Annotated in this window: 21 protein-coding genes; 12 read left to right on the top strand and 9 right to left on the bottom strand. The window is 37.4% G+C overall.

Annotated elements, in window-relative coordinates:
• Positions 1-7 precede the first annotated feature (7 nt).
• The 3 genes from L1999_RS20005 to L1999_RS19995 are packed head-to-tail and all read right to left on the bottom strand — an operon-like array spanning position 8 to position 2,323.
• Positions 8-1,672 (bottom strand): b(o/a)3-type cytochrome-c oxidase subunit 1, encoded by a 1,665-nt coding sequence (locus tag L1999_RS20005; RefSeq protein WP_235740155.1) that lies wholly within the window; start codon positions 1,670-1,672, stop codon positions 8-10.
• The gene (locus tag L1999_RS20000; protein WP_235740153.1) at positions 1,672-2,148 is read right to left on the bottom strand and encodes a cytochrome c oxidase subunit II; all 477 of its coding nucleotides are present in this window, start codon (positions 2,146-2,148) and stop codon (positions 1,672-1,674) included. The genes L1999_RS20005 and L1999_RS20000 overlap by 1 nt, the downstream gene beginning before the upstream one ends.
• Before the next feature lie 25 nt (positions 2,149-2,173).
• Complete coding sequence (locus L1999_RS19995) at positions 2,174-2,323, bottom strand: cytochrome c oxidase subunit 2A (RefSeq protein ID WP_215043034.1); 150 nt, start codon at positions 2,321-2,323, stop codon at positions 2,174-2,176.
• A gap of 681 nt (positions 2,324-3,004) precedes the next feature.
• Here L1999_RS19995 and L1999_RS19990 point away from each other — a divergent pair.
• From L1999_RS19990 to L1999_RS19970, 5 genes are all read left to right on the top strand, one after another.
• The gene (locus L1999_RS19990; RefSeq protein WP_235740151.1) at positions 3,005-4,093 is read left to right on the top strand and encodes a type III polyketide synthase; all 1,089 of its coding nucleotides are present in this window, start codon (positions 3,005-3,007) and stop codon (positions 4,091-4,093) included.
• Entirely contained in the window at positions 4,093-4,662 is a 570-nt protein-coding gene (locus tag L1999_RS19985; RefSeq protein WP_235740146.1) for an isoprenylcysteine carboxyl methyltransferase family protein, read from the top strand. Before L1999_RS19990 ends, L1999_RS19985 begins: the two co-directional genes overlap by 1 nt.
• Positions 4,663-4,999: 337 nt before the next feature.
• On the top strand, positions 5,000-8,647 hold the full coding sequence (locus tag L1999_RS19980; protein WP_235740145.1) for a dynamin family protein: 3,648 nt from the start codon (positions 5,000-5,002) through the stop codon (positions 8,645-8,647).
• Between the two features lie 16 nt (positions 8,648-8,663).
• Positions 8,664-9,494, top strand: coding sequence for a sulfurtransferase (locus L1999_RS19975; RefSeq protein ID WP_235740144.1), 831 nt, complete (start codon positions 8,664-8,666; stop codon positions 9,492-9,494).
• 62 nt (positions 9,495-9,556) lie between these two features.
• Positions 9,557-10,450 carry a 5'-3' exonuclease gene (locus L1999_RS19970; protein ID WP_275677135.1) on the top strand — a complete coding sequence of 298 codons (894 nt, stop codon included), beginning with the start codon at positions 9,557-9,559 and terminating at the stop codon, positions 10,448-10,450.
• Positions 10,451-10,511: 61 nt separating this feature from the next.
• Here L1999_RS19970 and sspL read toward each other — a convergent pair whose 3' ends face one another.
• Positions 10,512-10,652: a small, acid-soluble spore protein L gene (sspL, locus tag L1999_RS19965; protein ID WP_215043024.1), complete on the bottom strand. Its 141-nt coding sequence runs from the start codon at positions 10,650-10,652 to the stop codon at positions 10,512-10,514.
• Positions 10,653-10,735: 83 nt separating this feature from the next.
• Here sspL and L1999_RS19960 point away from each other — a divergent pair, with 83 nt between their 5' ends.
• Together L1999_RS19960 and L1999_RS19955 are read left to right on the top strand one after the other, a co-directional pair.
• Entirely contained in the window at positions 10,736-11,227 is a 492-nt protein-coding gene (locus L1999_RS19960) for a divergent PAP2 family protein (protein WP_215043022.1), read from the top strand.
• A gap of 35 nt (positions 11,228-11,262) precedes the next feature.
• Entirely contained in the window at positions 11,263-11,532 is a 270-nt protein-coding gene (locus L1999_RS19955) for a DUF6123 family protein (RefSeq protein ID WP_235740142.1), read from the top strand.
• Positions 11,533-11,567: 35 nt separating this feature from the next.
• Here L1999_RS19955 and L1999_RS19950 read toward each other — a convergent pair whose 3' ends face one another.
• Together L1999_RS19950 and L1999_RS19945 are read right to left on the bottom strand one after the other, a co-directional pair.
• On the bottom strand, positions 11,568-12,488 hold the full coding sequence (locus L1999_RS19950) for a DMT family transporter (protein WP_235740141.1): 921 nt from the start codon (positions 12,486-12,488) through the stop codon (positions 11,568-11,570).
• A 5-nt stretch (positions 12,489-12,493) separates the two neighbouring features.
• Positions 12,494-12,904, bottom strand: a complete 411-nt coding sequence (locus L1999_RS19945) for a reverse transcriptase-like protein (RefSeq protein ID WP_235740140.1) — start codon at positions 12,902-12,904, stop codon at positions 12,494-12,496.
• A 185-nt stretch (positions 12,905-13,089) separates the two neighbouring features.
• On the opposite strand from L1999_RS19945, the gene L1999_RS19940 reads away from it, so the two are divergent.
• Both L1999_RS19940 and L1999_RS19935 read left to right on the top strand, forming a co-directional pair.
• Complete coding sequence (locus L1999_RS19940; RefSeq protein ID WP_235740139.1) at positions 13,090-13,746, top strand: reverse transcriptase-like protein; 657 nt, start codon at positions 13,090-13,092, stop codon at positions 13,744-13,746.
• Positions 13,747-13,764: 18 nt separating this feature from the next.
• Positions 13,765-13,950 carry a zinc-finger domain-containing protein gene (locus L1999_RS19935; protein ID WP_235740138.1) on the top strand — a complete coding sequence of 62 codons (186 nt, stop codon included), beginning with the start codon at positions 13,765-13,767 and terminating at the stop codon, positions 13,948-13,950.
• Positions 13,951-14,008: 58 nt separating this feature from the next.
• Here L1999_RS19935 and cspD read toward each other — a convergent pair whose 3' ends face one another.
• A complete protein-coding gene (gene cspD / locus L1999_RS19930; RefSeq protein ID WP_071459908.1) occupies positions 14,009-14,209 on the bottom strand; it encodes a cold-shock protein CspD in 201 nt (66 codons plus the stop codon).
• Between the two features lie 270 nt (positions 14,210-14,479).
• On the opposite strand from cspD, the gene L1999_RS19925 reads away from it, so the two are divergent.
• From L1999_RS19925 to mntR, 3 genes are all read left to right on the top strand, one after another.
• Positions 14,480-14,764: a hypothetical protein gene (locus tag L1999_RS19925; RefSeq protein ID WP_235740137.1), complete on the top strand. Its 285-nt coding sequence runs from the start codon at positions 14,480-14,482 to the stop codon at positions 14,762-14,764.
• 195 nt (positions 14,765-14,959) lie between these two features.
• Positions 14,960-17,128, top strand: coding sequence for a DNA topoisomerase III (locus L1999_RS19920; protein ID WP_235740136.1), 2,169 nt, complete (start codon positions 14,960-14,962; stop codon positions 17,126-17,128).
• An 80-nt stretch (positions 17,129-17,208) separates the two neighbouring features.
• Entirely contained in the window at positions 17,209-17,631 is a 423-nt protein-coding gene (gene mntR / locus L1999_RS19915; RefSeq protein ID WP_235740135.1) for a transcriptional regulator MntR, read from the top strand.
• A gap of 62 nt (positions 17,632-17,693) precedes the next feature.
• Here the strand turns inward: mntR and L1999_RS19910 are convergent, their stop codons facing one another.
• Positions 17,694-17,906, bottom strand: a complete 213-nt coding sequence (locus L1999_RS19910; RefSeq protein WP_235740134.1) for a DUF3892 domain-containing protein — start codon at positions 17,904-17,906, stop codon at positions 17,694-17,696.
• Positions 17,907-17,997: 91 nt separating this feature from the next.
• A complete protein-coding gene (gene metA / locus L1999_RS19905; protein WP_215043002.1) occupies positions 17,998-18,906 on the bottom strand; it encodes a homoserine O-acetyltransferase MetA in 909 nt (302 codons plus the stop codon).
• Positions 18,907-19,021 lie beyond the last annotated feature (115 nt).

The following is a 19,021-nucleotide window of genomic DNA, read 5'->3' as shown; positions in this document are numbered from 1 at the left end:
TTACCAATTACCATTTACCCCATGTTTGGAAACCCTTTGAACCAGGAGGAGCATTTTGGATAATATCTATAAACGGAATCGTGTAAGCAAATAAAATGAGTGCTGCAGTGATACCAAGCCATAGTTTCCAATTTTCAAACACCATTGGGGCTTGTTGTTCAGTACTCTCCGCTTCTGCCACAGGAAATTCCTCTTCGCCCTTAGGAGCAAAGAACGCAAGATTGACAAAAATTATAATGACTAAGATAATCCCTAAGAATAAAATCGAACCGCCTACTGCCTGCGCAATTTGATAAGGAATCCACTCGGCCGCCTGCTTTGCTCCGCCATAGGTTGAAAAAGCAGAACGTCTTGGTCCGCCAAGCAGACCTTCAATGTGCATCGCTCCTGACATGAATACCATACCGATAAACCAGACCCATGCCTGGATTATACCCAATTTATTCATCGCTTTCGTTAATCTACGTCCAGTTAAATGTGGTACCAGCCAATAAGAGATACCAAAGAATGTTAATACAACAGATGTTGCAGCTGTTAAATGGAAATGACCCGTTACCCAAATTGTATTATGAACTACTTCGTCCATTTGGTTTGAGGCATTAATAATCCCACCTGCACCGGCAGGAATAAATGAAGCCATTCCGATAAATGGAACTGTAAAGCGTGCATCATTCCATGGCAATACTTTAAACCAGCCGAAAAGACCAGTTGCCCCTTTGGAGCGGCCAAACCTTTCAAAAGTTGCAAATAATGAAAAAGCAGTCATTAAAGATGGAATAATAACCATAAAGGTTAAAATAACTTGTAAGAATTTCCATGCCGGATCAATACCAGGCTCCGTTAATTGGTGGTGGAATCCAACCGGGATGGAGAACAGCAGGAATAAAATAAACGATAGTCTTGCTAGTGAATCAGAAAAGATTTTTCCTCCGATTACTTTTGGAATGATTGCATACCAGCACATATACGCTGGCAGAAGCCAAAAGTAAACTAATGGGTGACCGAAATACCAGAATAAGGTACGGCTGACTAGAACATCAACAGTGTCAACTAAACCAAGTGACCATGGAAGCAGTTGGAATAAAACGGTTGCTGCTACCCCGAGAGTAGCGACAATCCAAAGTACGGTGTTTATGACAGCCATAAAGCTTAATAATGGACTTGGTTTGCCAGGATTATTTCTCCGCCATCTTGCATAAGTCATAATTTGCGCTGCACCGTCAAGCCAGCTTCCAACCACAACAAAGGTTAAACCTAAATAAAAGATCCAATGCGCTTTAAGTGGTGCATAAAATGTATAAAGGACGGATGCTTGCTTAAGTAATACCATTGTTGCCGCCATTAGGGTACCAATTAACATCACCCAAAAACCTATCCAGCCCAGACGTCTGGCAGCGTTTGAATGAGCACCGGCTGTTCTGCTTACTGCCGCATATTGGAATCCCATAATAAAGAAGGTTGTTAATACAAGACCCATTAGAACACCATGGACAGTTAAAATTTGATAATAATCAATTCCCCAAGGAAGTTCCCATTTACCAGAACGCACAAGGGTTTGCAGAAGCCCCATCAAACCACCCAGAGCAAGTGCTGAAAAGGCAACGAAAAAGTGTGCCATTGAAAGTTTTGCATCACGCGGGTCTACTTTTATTTTTGCTGTTTCTTTAGCCATTATTTAACCACCTCAATCTTTGCACTCATTAAGTGGTGTCCTGTACCACAGTATTCATTACAAACCACCAAATATTCGCCGGCCTTGTCAAACGTAGTCGTATATTCACTGACATACCCCGGCTCAAGCATCATATTAATATTGGTACCCGCCATTTCAAAACCATGTATAACATCTTTTGTTGTAGCGATAACCTTCACCTTTGCACCGAGCGGTACTTTAACTTGTGCTGGATTATAGGAGAATGTGGATGCTACAAAAACTAACTCATAATCCCATTCTTTTCCCTCCGCCTTATGTAAACCGGGTTTATCAAAAGGCTTTGTCTGATCCACCTTTTCAGAATTAATAGTAGTTAAACAACTAGCCGGCTTGTTGCCTAGGTAGAAAGCGCTGACGCCCACCACTGAAAGAAAAACGACAAGGCAGCCAATACCGAACGTCAGCCAAATTTTTTCAAATTTATGCATATGCATAACAACTTACCCCCCTTTCAATCAGTTAAAAACGTTCGACGAATAGGTAATAGACACTTACCCAAGACACAATAATAAATGCCCCCAAAAAGAAAACGGACGCTAATGTCCCTTTAAGAGAAGAGCTATCTTCCACTTCTGTTTTTTGTTTTGTTTTCAATTCCGCTTTCGCCATCCCCCTTGCACTCCCTTCAGAATATTAACAATAAATAAATCACTTCTCTCTTTCATAATACAAAACAATTACGAAAGGGAAATATGAATTTGCGAAATTCACAAATTGTTCATTCCTTATCTAATTACTATGTTAATGATAAAAACTTGATATAACAGTGATTTATATCACTAACCCGTTTGATAAATATGAATAAACTGTGAACGCCCCTGTTCCGCAAGTGATAAATGTAATTGAATATTACTTCACGAACACTTTGCTCCTATATGTTGAATTGGGTAACACTCTTGAAATAGAAAAATATGCTAATAATATAGTTCATTTTTTTAGAAAGTGAGTGATGTTTGTTGGAGAAATATTATTGCGAGAATTGTCGACTTTTATATGATAAAAAAGAGTATTGTAAGGTGTGTGGGGTATTGGCCACTAACAAAATTAAAATTGAAGTACAAAAGCAATCCGAAAAATAAGCACAGGAGAATGATAGGAAAGAAAATAGTTAATTGGAAAAGTTTATCTAATGAAGGAAATTCAAAACCGCGATATAATTTAATTGCACAGCAACAACCTTCAAAACGTTTGCTTCCCAGCAGTGGGAAGCTTTTTTTTTGCTGACTAGTTGAGAATAAATTTACCTTTAACGGAAAAAATATCCTTAATCATAAAGAAGGAGACTGATTCATGCCTTCCATTTTATCCGTTTCAGAAGTCACCCCCCCTTTTCAAGTCAATCAAGATCAGGCATCTATGTTTGCGCGAGACCTTTTTTTCGGCTCATTCAAGGATATTGAGAGACTCTTAAAAGCCTTCCAGAACGGCCAAATTGAAAAAAGATACTTTGCAAAAAGTTTGGAATGGTTTAAAGAAGATCATTCTTTTGAGGAGAAGAACAATGCCTATATTGAATGTGCTGTTACATTCGGTAAAGAGGCAATCGTGAAATGCTTACAAAGTAATAGCTTTCTAAATGAACCCATTTCATACGAAGAGATTGACGCTATTTTCTTTATCTCAACATCCGGAATTTCAACCCCGAGTATTGATGCAAGGATTATTAACCATTTACCTTTTAATCCCCATATAAAACGGGTGCCAATCTGGGGATTGGGCTGTGCTGGGGGGGCTGCAGGATTATCAAGGGCCTTTGAATACTGTAAGGCCTTCCCTAAGGCGAAAGTACTTGTCCTTTCAGTTGAACTCTGCAGTTTAACATTTCAGAAGAATGATCTTTCAAAAAGTAATTTGATTGGAACATCGCTATTTGCCGATGGTATTGCTTGTGCATTGGTCATAGGGGATGAAGTTAAAAAAGAGGCATATAGTAAGAAGTCTGCCATACCGTATATTGCCGCTGCTCAATCAACACTGATGCCCAATTCTTTAGATGTGATGGGCTGGAACATCCGAAACACTGGGTTATTTGTCATTTTCTCTCGAGACATTCCACATATTATTGAAGCATGGTTAAAACCAAATGTGATTGGTTTTTTATCTGAGCAGCAAATGGAACTCAGCCAAATCAACCACTTTATTGCCCATCCTGGAGGTAAAAAAGTATTAGATGCCTATATAAAATCACTGGAGATTCAACCCTCGATGAATGACATCTCTCATCATGTTCTTAAGAATTATGGAAACATGTCTTCAGCTACCATTTTATTTGTATTAAAGCGTTTTATGGAGCAGGATATCGCTAAAAATGACTGGGGGCTTGCAACAGCTCTCGGTCCTGGATTCAGCTCAGAATTACTTCTTTTGAGGTGGCAATAATGCAGGAATCACTTTTATTCATTCTATTACTATCTGTCATCGGTATACAGCGGATCATCGAGCTTTATATTGCAAAAGGGAATGAGAAATGGATGAAACAGCAGGGGGCTATTGAATTTGGGCAAAGGCACTATAAGTATATGTTTTTTTTACATGTGCTTTTTTTTATTTTTTTATCCGCTGAAACCTTAATGATACCAAGGGGAATATCTCCTGTGTGGCCCTTGTTTTTATGTTTGTTTGGTTTGGCACAGGCCGTAAGAATATGGGTTATTACCTCCTTAGGAAGATTTTGGAATACAAAAATACTCGTTTTGGCAAATACAAATGTAATTAGAAAAGGACCATACCGTTATTTAAAACATCCAAATTATTTGGTCGTCGCACTTGAATTAATGTCTGTTCCATTACTGTTTAACTCTTTTTTTACCGCTGTACTTTTCACTGCTTTAAATATTTTAATGCTTAAGATCCGAATTCCCTTGGAAGAAAAGGCTCTTAATACACTAACTGAGTATGATGAAGCTTTCCGAAACTGTCACCGTTTCATACCAAAGATTGTTAAATAAATGTGACACTTCCGAAATGCTTATTGAAAGTGATTATCACTCATGATAAAATGGTTATAATAATGAAAATCATTCTCAAGTGATGAAAACAAGGAAGGTGTAAAAAATGACTTTTGCTTTTGTTGGTGGAACGGTGATTATATATGCATTTGTCATGAAGCACGTCTTAAAAAATGTAACTCAATCGTAATATTCTTAAGGAAAGCCAGGGAGAAATCCTTGGCTTTTTTAGTATTACCAGAAAGTTTTCACTCCAAAAGGAAATTACATAATAGGAAATGTTTGAATTATCGTATAAAATAAAAAATATTACTACGATGCTAAGGGGAATAAGTTAATGGTGCAAACAGCCAAACGGGTAGAAACTTTTCAAACACTTAAAGGAAAAATTGTTTCAATTTATGAATATTTAAGAAATCAGAATGATCCAGTCCAATCTGAAAAAGTGAAACAGCTAGCAAAAAAATTAGAGAATCGGGAGTACTCAATCGCTTTTTGCGGACATTTTTCAGCAGGTAAATCGACCATGATCAATCAGGTAATTGGCGAGAATTTGCTCCCAGCTAGCCCCATTCCAACAAGTGCAAATCTTGTTAAGGTAAAAACGGGTGAGGATTATGCCAAAGTATTCTTCAAAAATGAAAAACCAAGACTATATTTGGCACCATATGACTACGATCTAGTTAAAAATTATTGTAAAGACGGGGACACAATAGAGGAAGTGGAGATTAGTCACAGTCAATCGATGTTACCGGAAAATACTACCATCATGGATACCCCTGGGATTGATTCGGCTGATGATGCTCACCGGATTGCCACAGAATCCGCTATCCATTTAGCTGATTTGATTTTTTATGTAATGGACTACAACCATGTGCAAGCCGAATTAAATTTTTTATTTACAAAAGAGTTAACGGAGGCAGGAAAAGAGATATATCTTGTCATCAATCAAATTGATAAACATAAAGATGAGGAATTAACATTTCAAGACTTTCAAACGAGTGTGATCGATTCTTTTGCATCATGGGGGGTAAAACCTGCAAGAATTTTTTATACCTCTTTAAAAGAGAAACATCACCCTTATAATCAGTTTCAGCAGCTCCAGGAATTTATTGCAGATAAACTGGCAGAGAAAGACCAGCTATTAGTTCCATCTATTTATCACTCATTAAAGAAAATTGCACTAGACCACTTAAGCCAATTGAAAAAGCAGGAAGGAGAGGCGCTTTCTCCTATAATAGAAGTACTCAATGAATTATCAGAGCAGGAGAAACAAGAGTTATCAGTAAACTACCAAAAACTGGTATTTGGGTTGAACGGTGTCAAAGAGGGAACGGGTAAAAAGGAAAGGGAATTTGATTTGGAAATTGCCCAAATCATGAAGACTGCCTATCTCATGCCGTTCCAAACGAGAGAGTTAGCTGAGAAATATTTAGAAAGTTGTCAGCCTGAATTTAAAGTGGGTATATTGTTTTCCAAACAAAAAACGGAAGAGGAGAAAAATAAACGATTAACAAGTTTTTATGAGGATCTTGTGGAGAAAACAAAAACACAACTGGAATGGCATCTCAGGGAATTTTTACTCCGTACGTTGAAAGCAGCCGAGCTTGATCTTCCTGAACTTCATAGCTTAGCACAATCCTATTCCATTCCTGTTCCAGTTGATTTATTAAGAAATACAGTTAAACCTGGGGCGCGTGTTACCGGTGATTATATCCTTCATTACACGGAGGACGTAGCTAATGAAATCAAAAGAAATGCAAGAAATCAGTTAACAGACTTTAAAACGATATTATTTGCGGCATTAAAAGAACAGAGTGCTGGCTTACAGCACAGATATGAACAGGAATATAGGAAAATTGAAAAGTATGTAAACGCATTAGAAGATCTTAAAAGGAATGAGCACATCCATTTAGACAGAGAAAAGAAAATAAATGAACTGTTGCTTTCACAGACAACGATAGAGGAAGATCCTTATCATCTCTTCACAAGTGAAGCCGAAGAATACGAAGTTGTTCATTCCCAAGGTGACTTCAAGAAATTGAAAACAAAGCCTGATAGTTTAATGGGAAAAAAGAGGAACCATGTAGTCATCAAAGATGAAAAGGAATCAAAAGGAAATCACTTAAAGGAAATAACGGCAAAGCTGCGATATACTTCGGAGCTTGTCAAAGACCTGCCTGGTTTCCACAAGATTTCGAAGGAATTAACCGAGAAAGCCGAGCGTTTAGAGAATAAGGGTTTTACGGTTGCCTTATTTGGTGCCTTTAGTGCGGGGAAATCTTCATTTGCCAACGCTTTAATAGGCGAAAAGGTATTACCTGTCTCCCCTAATCCAACCACGGCAGCAATCAATAAAATCAAGCCAGTAACGGATCAATATTCACACGGGACCGTTCTAGTTAAGTTTAAAGAATCAAATGCTATGCTTGAAGATATTAATCGTTCCTTAAAGGTTTTTGATTTGCATGCAGCTGGATTTTCCGAGGCAGTAACCTTAATTGACCGGATCATACTTGAGCAAGGGCAAACTGTTATTGAAAAAACTCATTTTGCCTTTTTACATGCATTTAAAAAAGGATATAACCTGTTTGTTCCATTACTTGGTACGGTAAAGGAAACGGGCTTATCCGAATTCCAGGAGTTTGTGGCTCAGGAAGAAAAATCCTGTTACGTGGAATGGATTGAGCTTTACTATGATTGTGGGATAACACGGAAAGGAATTACATTAGTAGATACCCCTGGAGCCGATTCCATTAATGCTAGACACACGGGTGTAGCCTTTGATTATATTAAAAATTCTGATGCTATCCTCTTCGTTACGTATTATAATCATGCTTTCTCGAAGGCAGATCGCGAATTTCTAATACAGTTAGGACGTGTAAAGGAATCCTTTCAAATGGATAAGATGTTTTTCGTCATCAATGCCATTGATCTTGCGGAAAATGACGAGGAAAAGGAATTTGTTTCCCAATATGTAGAAGAAAATCTAATGAAGTTTGGGATTAGAAATCCCCATCTTTATTCCTTATCTAGTCTTCTGGGATTAAAAGAGAAAACGACTGGGAATACGGAATCATCCTCCGGGATGAAAGGATTTGAGCAGGCCTTTTATCAATTTATTTCCGATGACCTAACGGAAATGGCCATTGCCTCCGCAGAAAAGGAATTGTTGCGGGTACGTGAATTAGTTACTACACTTATCCACAATTCTCAACAAGACCTGAATAGTAAAGCACAACAACGAACTGAATTAGAAAACCAAAAAGCCAAGATTAAGGATTTGTTAGAAAATCAAAAAGTTGAAACTATGCAAAATCGAATGATACAAGAAGCAGAAGAACTAGTTTTTTATATTAAACAAAGAGTCTTCCTGCGGTTTAGTGAATTTTTTAAAGAGGCGTTTAATCCGTCTACCTTAAGGGACGATGGTCGCAATTTGAAGCGAGCCTTACAAACTGGTCTTGAAGAATTTTTGGAAAGTTTTGGCTACGACTTCTCTCAAGAGCTTAGAGCAACAACCGTTAGATTAGATCGGTTTATGGAAAAGCAGATCATCGATTATCAAGAACGTCTCATGAGGAGTTTTCATGAAGTAAACTGTGATCTCTCCTTTTCAGTATTTGATAAAAAGGAAAATAATCAAATTGATTTTCCAATTGCCTTTAAGGATGTAAGCCAACAGCATCTCAGTAAAGCACTATCCTATTTTAAAAATCCAAAGTCCTTTTTCGAGAAAAACGAAAAGAAGTTCATGAGTGATGAACTGTTCCAAATTCTGAATCCGTTGGCAGACCATTATCTAAAAGAACAAGCGGTCAAACTAAATGACCATTATGTAGTTGAATTAACTGACAATTTTACACTTCTGTTACAACAAATGGAGGGGCAGGCTGAAGATTTTTATTTAAGTTTGCTTTCGGCATTAGATGGAGGTGTTTCGGTCGAACGATTAAGAGAAATAGAGCAAAAGCTATCTGAATAATGGAGGGGACGTCCGGATGAGGTTTGTAAAAGACAAGGAATGGTTATTGAGAAATTTACATGATGAGAATGTAAGAGTGATTGATTGCCGGTTTTCATTGGCTGACCCATTACAGGGAAAAAAAGACTATTTACAAAGTCATATTCCTGGAGCAGTCCACTTTGATTTAGAACAAGATTTATCAGGAACCATCGGGGAGCATGGTGGTCGTCATCCATTGCCGGATATTGATAACTTGATTAGAAAGATCGAAGATGCAGGAATCGATAATGATAAAATTGTCATTGCGTATGATCAAGGAGAAGGGGCCTTTGCTGCTCGTTTTTGGTGGCTTTTGCAATACATGGGCCATGAAAAAGTGTTTGTACTTGATGGTGGGTTTAAAACTTGGCACGAATCGAATTTACCTGTAACTGTAGAAGTTCCCTTTTTTGAAAAGGCTGATTTTCGATTAAAATTAAGGCCCGAATTACTGGCAACATTTGAAGAGGTCAAGGAAGCTGTTGAAACCCAAAACCAGGTCTTAATTGATTCACGTGAAGAAAGACGATATCTTGGTTTAGAAGAACCAATAGATAAAAAAGCTGGTCATATTCCAGGCGCTCTTAATAAGCCGTGGATGGAGGGAGTAAGGTCTGGTCATTATTTGCCGGTTCCTGAACAATTACAGCGATTTTCCAATCTTAATCCCAATCAATCGATTGTCGTATATTGTGGATCTGGGGTAACGGCTGCCCCCAATTTTCTGGCACTAAAGGAAGCAGGTTTTGAAAAGGTGAAGCTGTATGTTGGAAGCTTTAGTGACTGGATTTCGTATGATGAAAATAAAATTGAATCATCATCCTAGTCTTCTTATGGTATAATGGTAGACGTGCTGTTTTTTTAGTATACCAAGAGGGGGACTAAGAATTGGAAAATCAAAAGCCTTCACTAATGCTCGTTGATGGTATGGCACTGTTATTCCGCGCTTTTTATGCCACTGCCGTAACAGGCCAATTTATGATAAATTCAAAAGGAATTCCGACTAATGGAATTCATGGTTTCGTTAAACATTTATTTACGGCCGTATCTCAATTTAAGCCGACACATCTAATCGTATGCTGGGATATGGGCAGTAAAACCTTTCGAACGGAACTATTTGCTGATTATAAAGGTAATCGGGGCGAGGCTCCGATTGAGCTTATCCCACAATTTGATTTGGTCAAAGAGGTGGTTGAGTCCTTTGATATTCCTAATATCGGCTTGACTGGATATGAGGCAGATGATTGTATAGGAACGATTGCCCAGCAAATGAAGGATACTGCCCATGTGTCGATCTTAACGGGTGACCAGGATATTCTACAACTACTTGATGAGGATATTTCGGTTATTTTACTCAAAAAGGGATATGGTAATTACCTTGTTCATACACCACAAACCTTTTATGAAGAAAAGGGAATCATGCCAAGACAGATGATTGATTTAAAGGCACTTATGGGTGATCCAAGTGATAATTATCCAGGGGTAAAAGGGATTGGTGAAAAAACAGCCCTGAAGCTTTTAAAGGAGTTCGAACATGTAGAAGGAATTATTTCGAACCTTGACCGTTTATCAAAATCACATAAATCAAAAATAGAGCAAGATTTAGATATGCTCCATTTGTCTAGAATCCTAGCGGAAATAAAATGTGATGTTCCCGTTACCTGTCAACTGGATCAGGCTGGGCTGCAAATTCCCATGGAAAAAGCATTAAATAAATTGAAAGAAATGGAACTTCGAGGTTTACAGCGGCTGCTTCCGTTTAATGAGGCAATTGTTTCCTAAGTATAAAGGGTGTCCCAACCATATGGACACCCTTTTCTCATACCCAAAATTCATAGTTGTATTATATTTTGGTGTTACTTTTCTTAGCCCTATTTTCCAATTGGCTTTTTGGATCCTCTGTCATTTCTGCATCCTGTCCATATCCTTGAGGATTTACACCAGGAGCTTTCACTCCGCGACTAGCATTACCTTTTTTAGTCAAAACACTCACCTCCACTTTTTTAGTATTTCCACTAGGAATAATAAAACACCACTTTCTAAACAATAATAAGTAGAGGTGATAGGATGAACAAAGGTGTTTATTTAGCCCTTTTTAGCATTGGTCTTGCCCAAGGTGTTAAGATTCCCATCCATTATTTTAAAAAGAAAGAATGGCGGCCAGACCTATTTTTTGGAACAGGCGGAATGCCCAGTTCCCATTCTGCTGGTGTTTCTACCTTGACTACGTATATTGCACTGCAAAGGGGATTACCAACCTTTGACTTTGCACTTTCACTTGTCTACGGCTTAATTGTTATGTATGATGCGCAAGGAGTTAGAAGGCAGACGGGAGAACTTACCCTAAGAGTAAATTCAATGAATGATTTAATTGAAAAAATCAATAAAGAAGAAAGTCTGGAATATAAACAAGAAGCCCCAAAAAAGTTGAAAGAAATGTTAGGTCATCAACCTGAGGAAGTAGTAGGAGGAGCAGTTTTAGGAGTATTAGTTGGGGTAATTGGACACCTTTTAACAAAAAAAGATAGAAAATTGTCTAAAATTAAGTTAAGATTTTAACTGTTCATATGTGTGGGAGAGGATTGGTCTAAACCTTGTTAACAGTTGAAGATTATTTGCACTACTTGAAAGGGAAGGGCTTTCACTTCCAAGACGATGCGGTTGGTTTTATTTTCTTCGGTAAACATTATACAAATGCTTCTGATGAGATGATTAATACTGCGATCGAAATAACTTTAAAAGCGCAAAAACGATTTGATGGGAGTTTCTATGTAGCCTTGCTCGAGATGTTAACTGCAAATAATATCAATACGAGGAAAGCTGCTTTAAAATATGTGAAGGAAAATGAATTATTGGCTATTTAATTTATAACAAGCTCCCTGACAATGATGGGAGCTTGTTAACTTTCCAAACTTTCACTTTTTCTAAACAATGCAAGCTTTCCTGCTGGAAGCTCGGCAAAAATCATTCCTAGCAAGATTAGAATACAACCCAAAAGAGCACTTATGGATAAGCGTTCATGGGCCAAGAAAAACCCTGTTAGCGCGGCAAAAACCGGCTCCATCGCAAAAATTAACGCAACCCTGGTTGTAGATGTATACTTTTGAAAATTAGTTTGAATAAAAAAAGCCATTGCTGTCGCAAAAACGCTAGTAACGATTAATGCAGCTAAAACATCCTTTGACAATAAAACCTCGATTCTTACTGACTTCCTCCAATCCTCAAAAAAGAAAGAAGAAAATGTGGATAATAAGGCTACCGTTGAAATTTGAATAACCGTTAAAAGCAGAGTAGGGTATTTATTGCTGACCTTACCGGTTATAATAATATGCATACCAAAACTAATTGCACAGATAAAAACAAAACCATCACCAATGTTTAAACCTGATACATCAGCCAGTGTTAATAAAAATAGCCCAATTGTTGCGGCAATAACGCCAAAGACAGCATTTTTACTCGGATATTGTTTTAGTAAAAACATGGAGAAGAGTGGGACCAATACAACGCTAAGTCCAGTGATAAACCCTGCCTTAGATGTTGTGGTATACAAGAGACCAAGGGTCTGGGTTACATAGCCAAGAAAAAGCCATAAACCGATAAATACCCCCGAGCCTAATAACTTTAAGTTTAACTGTTTTAACTGTTTAAAATCAAAAAAGAGCAGACATAAAAATAAAAGAAGTGCTGCCAATGAAAAACGAATGCCATTAAAAGCAAAGGGAGGGAGAAAATCAATCGCATTTTGAACGAGTACAAAAGTTGTCCCCCAAATTAATGTAACAAAAAGCAGGCTTAAATCGGCAATTAATGATGGTTTCATGATGTCTAATTTTTCTCCTCTCGGCTATTTTTTTGAATCGCCAATCTAGCAAGTTGATCTGCTACTTTGTTTTCAGCACTTGGGATCCACTTCATAAAGAATAATTCAAATTCTTTGGTTAGTTGTAATGCCCTATCCAGTAGGGGGGCATACGATTTATTTTTAGTAAACTCTCTTTCCACAGACATATTTACGAGTTCAGAGTCTGTTCGGAAAGAAACAATAGATTGGCCAAATCCTTTTTTTAAGCATATGTCAAGTGCTTCAATAAAAGCATGAAATTCTGCTTCATGATTTGACATGTTTCCAAGCGGTATCGCATATTTTTCTGATGTACCGTTTCCCTTAATAAAGATCCCGGCTCCGCTTGGCCCAGGATTACCAGCACTTGCTCCATCAATATAGACTTCAATCAATACTGCTTCCTCCTTGGATGATAAATGTTCTTCTTAGTATTAAAAGTTTAACATATTTTCATATCGTCATGCAGGTAAATATTTTTCTTGGTAGAAGTGGGCAGAATAAAAGCATCGAGAGTTTTATCATGACAGAATAGGCTAGATGGTAAGACGCAGAAAACAATCATGAGAGGCTGAAAAAAATGAAATATAAGCTTGAGTGGATATATAAGGTAAAGAGTAATGAAAAGGTTCAATGTTCTTCTGAGTGGGTTACGGGTGAATTGGCAGTTCAATTGGCTGAAGAACTTGAAGCCAGTGGGAAAGTAACAGAATTATACTTTTATGATGAAGCAGGAACATCTTGGATTTTGAAGGAAATGAAAAAACTGCTAACGGAAATTGAGGAAGACCCTCATGACATAACGGTCTTTTTTGACGGCGGTTTTCAAAAGGAAAGTAATCAGGGTGGACTTGGAGCAGTGATCTTTTTTAAGCAAGGAAAAAAGAAATATCGTATTCGTGCAAATCAACGATTTGACGAAATGGAATCGAACAATGAGGCAGAATATGCTGCATTTTATTTTGCATTAAATATCTTAGAAGACCTAGGCGTACATCATTTATCATGCGAGTTTAAGGGTGATTCTCAAGGTGTATTAAAGCAGCTTGAAGGAGATTGGCCGTGTTACGAAGAAACCCTAAACCGCTGGCTTGACCGAATTGAGGAAAAAATGAAGTCATTAGGAATGCATCCGAAATTCACGGTAATTCCTCGAAAAGAAAACAAGGAAGCTGACAAATTGGCTACCCAGGCATTAGAGGGGAAAGAGATCTTTGCTAAAACATTAATACTATAGGGGAGGTTGCTACCCATCATGAAGCCTTCAGTGAGAAAGGAATTATTGAGCCAGGTAGAAGGCTTGATGAATCAATATTGTAATGGCTGCTTCTTGCATAAATTTATCAAAAAAGCAGATGGCCGGAGAGCCGCTCATCGTTTTTGTATTTCTCAATGTACAGTTGGCGAGCAGCTTCGCGAGTATGGGAAGAAATTAAATTAAGCATATTAAAAAGGCTAACGAATTTCGTCAGCCTTTGAATGGTTGTTTGTAGAAATGATTATAGTTTTACTACGTTAGCAGCTTGTGGTCCACGGTTTCCTTCAACGATTTCGAAAGAAACTTCTTGACCTTCTTCTAATGATTTGAAGCCGTCGCCTTGGATTGCGCTGAAATGTACGAATACATCGTCTCCGCCTTCAACTTCGATAAAACCAAAACCTTTTTCGTTGTTAAACCATTTTACTTTACCGTTTTGCATGTACTTCTTCCTCCTAAGCCTATCGTGGCACCATTTGGTACCAAGTTGAATATTATCATGTTCAGGAAATATATTCGCTTACATGATGCTTTAAATATACAATAATGAAAATGGACAGTCAAGGAATAGACAAGTGGTTTTTTCCCATAAAACGGATAAGTTCTGAATAATTTATTAATAAATATGAATATAATTTCTTTGATGAATATAATATAGACTCTACCTCATATGTTTTAATAATAACTTTGTCATATGAGGTAGGGGGAGCCCATGTACCGATTTTCTATTGATGGAGAAGAATGGATTTTAAGATTTTCACCACAAGTTTTAATTGAAGCAGATGAGAAGCAAGCTATACTCATGTCTTTACTGCATATTGGTAAGACTTTAGCTGAATTTTCCCATGGGAGTGCCTTTATCATGTTTACTAAGAAAATTGGAGCTATTGTCTTTGATGTGGAACGGATTCCCTCATTCATTTTAACTGTCTCTAATATTGTTCCAGAAGAAAATTGGTATGTTCAAGAACAGGATTCTTTTAAGCCAATGAAATAGTACATTATAAACGAGCTGTATGAAGCCTGCCAAGATTTTGGCGGGTTCTTTTTTTATTTTCCAGTCTTTTGTAAGAACACTAAAAGTATTTGCTTTTTTGGACTGACTAAATTCTGCCTTTATTTATTACCTTTACAAAAATAGATTTTTAGTGGGAAAATGAATCAGGGATGCTTTAAAAAGGAGCAAATTAAGATGAAATTAATTATTGCTGAAAAACCCGATCAAGGTTCAACCTTAGCTTCTATATTTAAACATAAAAAACAAAGCGGCTTTATTGAAATATTTCCGAATGAAACATTTCCGAATGGTGCATTTGTTACGTGGGCAATTGGGCATCTATGTCAACTTGTCGCCCCTGAAAAGTATGAACCTGGTTGGAAAAAATGGTCTCTGGACACGCTGCCGATCATACCTGATCAATTTCAATATGAGGTAACAAAAGATAAGGCAAAGCAATTTACCGTTATAAAGAAACTAGTATCTGATCCAAATGTTACGGAAATTATTCATGCTGGTGATGCCGGGCGTGAAGGTGAATTAATTATCCGAAATATTCTGCGCATGACAAACTGCAAAAAACCAATGAAACGACTTTGGATCTCCTCGTTAACAGCGAATGCTATCCGAGAAGGGTTTAACAAATTATTGGACGAACAGGAGACAAAAAGCTTATACTTTGAAGCCTATACTCGTGCATGTGCGGATTGGATTGTTGGAATGAATGGTTCAAGGCTTTATAGTTTGCTGCTTCAGCAAAAAGGATTCTCAGATGTATTTTCTGTTGGCAGGGTCCAAACTCCAACCTTAGCTCTTATTGTGAAAAGAGAAATAGAGATTGAAAGTTTTAAATCCGAGCCGTTTTGGGAGGTCATCGCTCATTTTTCTATAAATGGGAAGAAGTACAATGGGAAATGGCAGAACGATGGTGAGACTCGCGTGAAGACGAAGGAGATGGCAGAAAAAGTAGCTGCCTTCTGCCGCGACAAGCAAGCTGAAGTAGCAGAAGTCCTTTCCGAAAGAAAGGAATTTTTACCACCGCTCTTATATAATCTTTCAGCTTTACAGGCTGAAGCCAATAAACGGTATAAATTCTCTCCCAAAAACACGTTGGATATTCTGCAAAAACTTTATCAAAAAGGGTATGTTTCCTATCCCCGCTCCGATTCGAGATATGTAACGAAAGAAGAGGCACATACTTTCCCTGATATATTAAATCGATTAAGTCATCTAAAAGAGTATGAAAGTTATTTCCCGCTGCCGGTTGCATCGATTGCAGATAACAAACGATATGTAAATGAAAAAAAGGTAACTGACCACTATGCAATCATACCGACAGAACAAATCCCATATTTAGATAGACTTAGTTCAGATGAACGAAAAATTTATGATTTGATTGTTACGAGTTTAATTGCCGCTCATTATAATAAGTCTGTTTCGGAATATACTACGGTTACCACACTGGTCGATGGCAGGGCGTCGTTTATTTCTAAAGGAAAGGTACAGCTTGAAGAGGGCTGGCGAAAAGTCTTAAAACAAAAGGAACGAGAGGAAGAGCCTGAATTGCCTGTGCTAACTGCAGGGGAGCAGGGGAAAACTGTTAAGGTGGATGTAAAAGAAAGTCAAACACAGCCGCCAAAACGTTATACAGAAGGTCAGCTCATTACCTTAATGAAAACGGCTGGAAAACATATAGATGATAAAGAACTTGAAAAAATCCTTACGAAAACGGAAGGGTTAGGGACGGAAGCGACAAGAGCCGGGATTATCACCATGCTAAAGGACCGTTTATACATTGAAGTGAAAAAGAATGTAGTCTATGCAACTGCTAAAGCGAAAATACTGATCGAAGCGATTGGTCAAGAAATTCTCGCTTCACCCGAAATGACAGCAAAGTGGGAGCAAAAACTAAAAGAAATATCGGAAGGAGCTGCCATACCAAAGCACTTTATGGAACAAACTAAAAAAATGGTCCTCCATTTAATCTCATCTAGCAGGAATAAATCGGTTAACTGGGCTTTTTCTGATGATCTCACGCAAAACTTCACTCCTGGAAAACAAAAAGGAAAAAGAAGAACGCCAACGAAACTTGGGCCTTGTAAGAAATGTGATGGAGATATCGTCGATAAAGGCACCTTTTATGGCTGTAGTAATTATAAAAAAAATCAGTGTAACTTTACGATATCAAAAAAAATCCTTGGCAAAAATATTACTCAGAAAAATGTAAAACTTTTGCTGTCCGGTGAAAAAACAGATCTTATTGAAGGATTTACGAATAAAGAAAAAACCTTCAATGCCAAGCTATTTCTTGATGAGCAGGAAAAAAGGATAAAGTTTTTATTCGAGGAGACTGCCGTAAAATAATTCCTTCCGCTATAAAACCTTGTCACTCATTTTTTAATATAGTAAACTTTTAGAAGAGTATTTTTTTTGGAGGTTAAGGGATGCCAACACCTAGTATGGAAGATTATATTGAACAAATATATATTTTGATCGAAGAAAAAGGATACGCTCGGGTATCGGATATTGCCGAAGCGCTGTCTGTCCATCCCTCCTCAGTAACCAAAATGGTGCAAAAGCTTGATAAAGATGAATATTTAGTTTATGAAAAATACAGAGGACTTAGCTTAACCCCAAAGGGTAATAAGGTTGGTAAACGCCTAGTTTTTAGACATGAACTACTTGAACAATTCCTCAAAATTATTGGGGTAAAGGATGAAAACATTTATCATGATGTTGAAGGGATCGAGCATCATTTAAGCTGGGACTCTATTGATCGTATTGGTGATCTTGTTCAGTTCTTTGAAGATGACCAAAATAGAATTGAGGCATTAAAGGAAATTCAGAAACTAAATGAACATGAATAGAATGGATTTTTCATGTTAAAATAGTAAATCGAAAGCACCTAGCGATATCAAGCTAGGTGCTTTTAAAATAAATTTGGGAAATGGTCAAAGGATTGTTCAAATTCCGGAATGAGAAACAATCTTCCATGTGTATCCTGACATGTCTGCATGCCTTGAATAAGACCTTGTTCTACATCCATTAATGCTTTGCGATACGATATGACACGGCCTTCGGAAGTAACAAAATTAATGACCTCACCAGAATGATTTCGATGGACGGCAGTAATAGTTTCCATTGGAACACTCCTTTCCCATGTATTATTGGTCATTGGCCTAATTTATAAACCCTAATTACAATGATAAAAAAAACACCGGGAACCGGTGCTTTTAACTCCAAGAAAAAGGAGTTTCTTGATATACATAATAATTTAGCCAATTAGAGAAGAACAAGTGACCATGTGAACGCCAGCGATTGATTGGGGGTTGTGTTGGGTCATTGTTAGGAAAGTAATTTTCTGGCATATGAATCTCCAGACCTTTCTTTAAGTCTCTTTCATATTCCTGCGCTAATGAATCGGAGTCATATTCCAAATGACCGGTAACCATGACATGCTTCCGATTCCTCGAAGAAATCAATAACGCCCCCGCATCTTCTGAGGCAGCCAATAATTTTAATTCCGGATTTTTCATAATTGAATCAATGGCAACATCGGTATAACGTGAATGCGGTGCATAAAATTGATCGTCAAATCCTCTCAACAATAGATCATTTTGTTCAAAAATTTGATGAGGATAAATACCCGAGCATTTCCGGTCTAACTCAAATTTACCAATTCCATAATAATAGTAAAGTGCTGCCTGTGCCCCCCAACAAATGTGTAAGGTAGAGGTGACATGTTGATCGGCCCAATCCATGATTTCCTTTAGTTCGGACCAATATTTTACTTGATCGAATTCTAATAACTCTACCGGTGCTCCAGTAATAATCATACCGTCAAACTTTAAATTATTAATTTCTGGAAAAGTGGTGTAAAACTGCTCTAAATGCTGTTTACTAGTATGAGTTGATTCATAGGAATTGGTTTTTAGAAAATTAACATTCACCTGTAAAGGTGAGTTTCCTAATAATCTCAATAATTGCGTTTCAGCTTTTTCTTTTTCAGGCATAAGATTTAATATTAAGATATTTAAAGGCCTGATATCTTGGCTGATTGCCCTCTCATCATCCATAATAAAAATATTTTCCTGCTCAAGTATCTCTCTTGCAGGCAATTGCTTTGGTATGTTAATAGGCAAGTGACCGTCCCCTTTCTAAAATCCACAAATATACAAGGTATTTATTAATAACCTGCACCGATAGAGTCTTTGAATATTAAAAAAATTCGATAATTACATTATAAACATTATTATA

The organism is Neobacillus drentensis (genome assembly GCF_021560175.1).
Lineage (GTDB): Bacteria > Bacillota > Bacilli > Bacillales > Cytobacillaceae > Neobacillus > Neobacillus drentensis_A.
This window is presented reverse-complemented; position numbering and strand designations above follow the sequence as displayed.

Excerpts from the sequence above, each read along its gene's own strand:
- cspD (WP_071459908.1), bottom strand. The coding sequence starts at position 14,209 with ATGCAAAACGGTAAAGTAAAATGGTTTAACAACGAAAAAGGTTTTGGT.
- L1999_RS19940 (WP_235740139.1), top strand. The coding sequence starts at position 13,090 with ATGAAATATAAGCTTGAGTGGATATATAAGGTAAAGAGTAATGAAAAG.
- L1999_RS19960 (WP_215043022.1), top strand. The coding sequence starts at position 10,736 with ATGAACAAAGGTGTTTATTTAGCCCTTTTTAGCATTGGTCTTGCCCAA.
- L1999_RS19910 (WP_235740134.1), bottom strand. The coding sequence starts at position 17,906 with ATGGAAACTATTACTGCCGTCCATCGAAATCATTCTGGTGAGGTCATT.
- L1999_RS19980 (WP_235740145.1), top strand. The coding sequence starts at position 5,000 with ATGGTGCAAACAGCCAAACGGGTAGAAACTTTTCAAACACTTAAAGGA.
- L1999_RS19935 (WP_235740138.1), top strand. The coding sequence starts at position 13,765 with ATGAAGCCTTCAGTGAGAAAGGAATTATTGAGCCAGGTAGAAGGCTTG.
- L1999_RS20005 (WP_235740155.1), bottom strand. The coding sequence starts at position 1,672 with ATGGCTAAAGAAACAGCAAAAATAAAAGTAGACCCGCGTGATGCAAAA.
- L1999_RS19925 (WP_235740137.1), top strand. The coding sequence starts at position 14,480 with ATGTACCGATTTTCTATTGATGGAGAAGAATGGATTTTAAGATTTTCA.
- L1999_RS19995 (WP_215043034.1), bottom strand. The coding sequence starts at position 2,323 with ATGGCGAAAGCGGAATTGAAAACAAAACAAAAAACAGAAGTGGAAGAT.
- L1999_RS19990 (WP_235740151.1), top strand. The coding sequence starts at position 3,005 with ATGCCTTCCATTTTATCCGTTTCAGAAGTCACCCCCCCTTTTCAAGTC.
- L1999_RS20000 (WP_235740153.1), bottom strand. The coding sequence starts at position 2,148 with ATGCATATGCATAAATTTGAAAAAATTTGGCTGACGTTCGGTATTGGC.
- L1999_RS19920 (WP_235740136.1), top strand. The coding sequence starts at position 14,960 with ATGAAATTAATTATTGCTGAAAAACCCGATCAAGGTTCAACCTTAGCT.
- L1999_RS19975 (WP_235740144.1), top strand. The coding sequence starts at position 8,664 with ATGAGGTTTGTAAAAGACAAGGAATGGTTATTGAGAAATTTACATGAT.
- L1999_RS19950 (WP_235740141.1), bottom strand. The coding sequence starts at position 12,488 with ATGAAACCATCATTAATTGCCGATTTAAGCCTGCTTTTTGTTACATTA.
- mntR (WP_235740135.1), top strand. The coding sequence starts at position 17,209 with ATGCCAACACCTAGTATGGAAGATTATATTGAACAAATATATATTTTG.
- L1999_RS19985 (WP_235740146.1), top strand. The coding sequence starts at position 4,093 with ATGCAGGAATCACTTTTATTCATTCTATTACTATCTGTCATCGGTATA.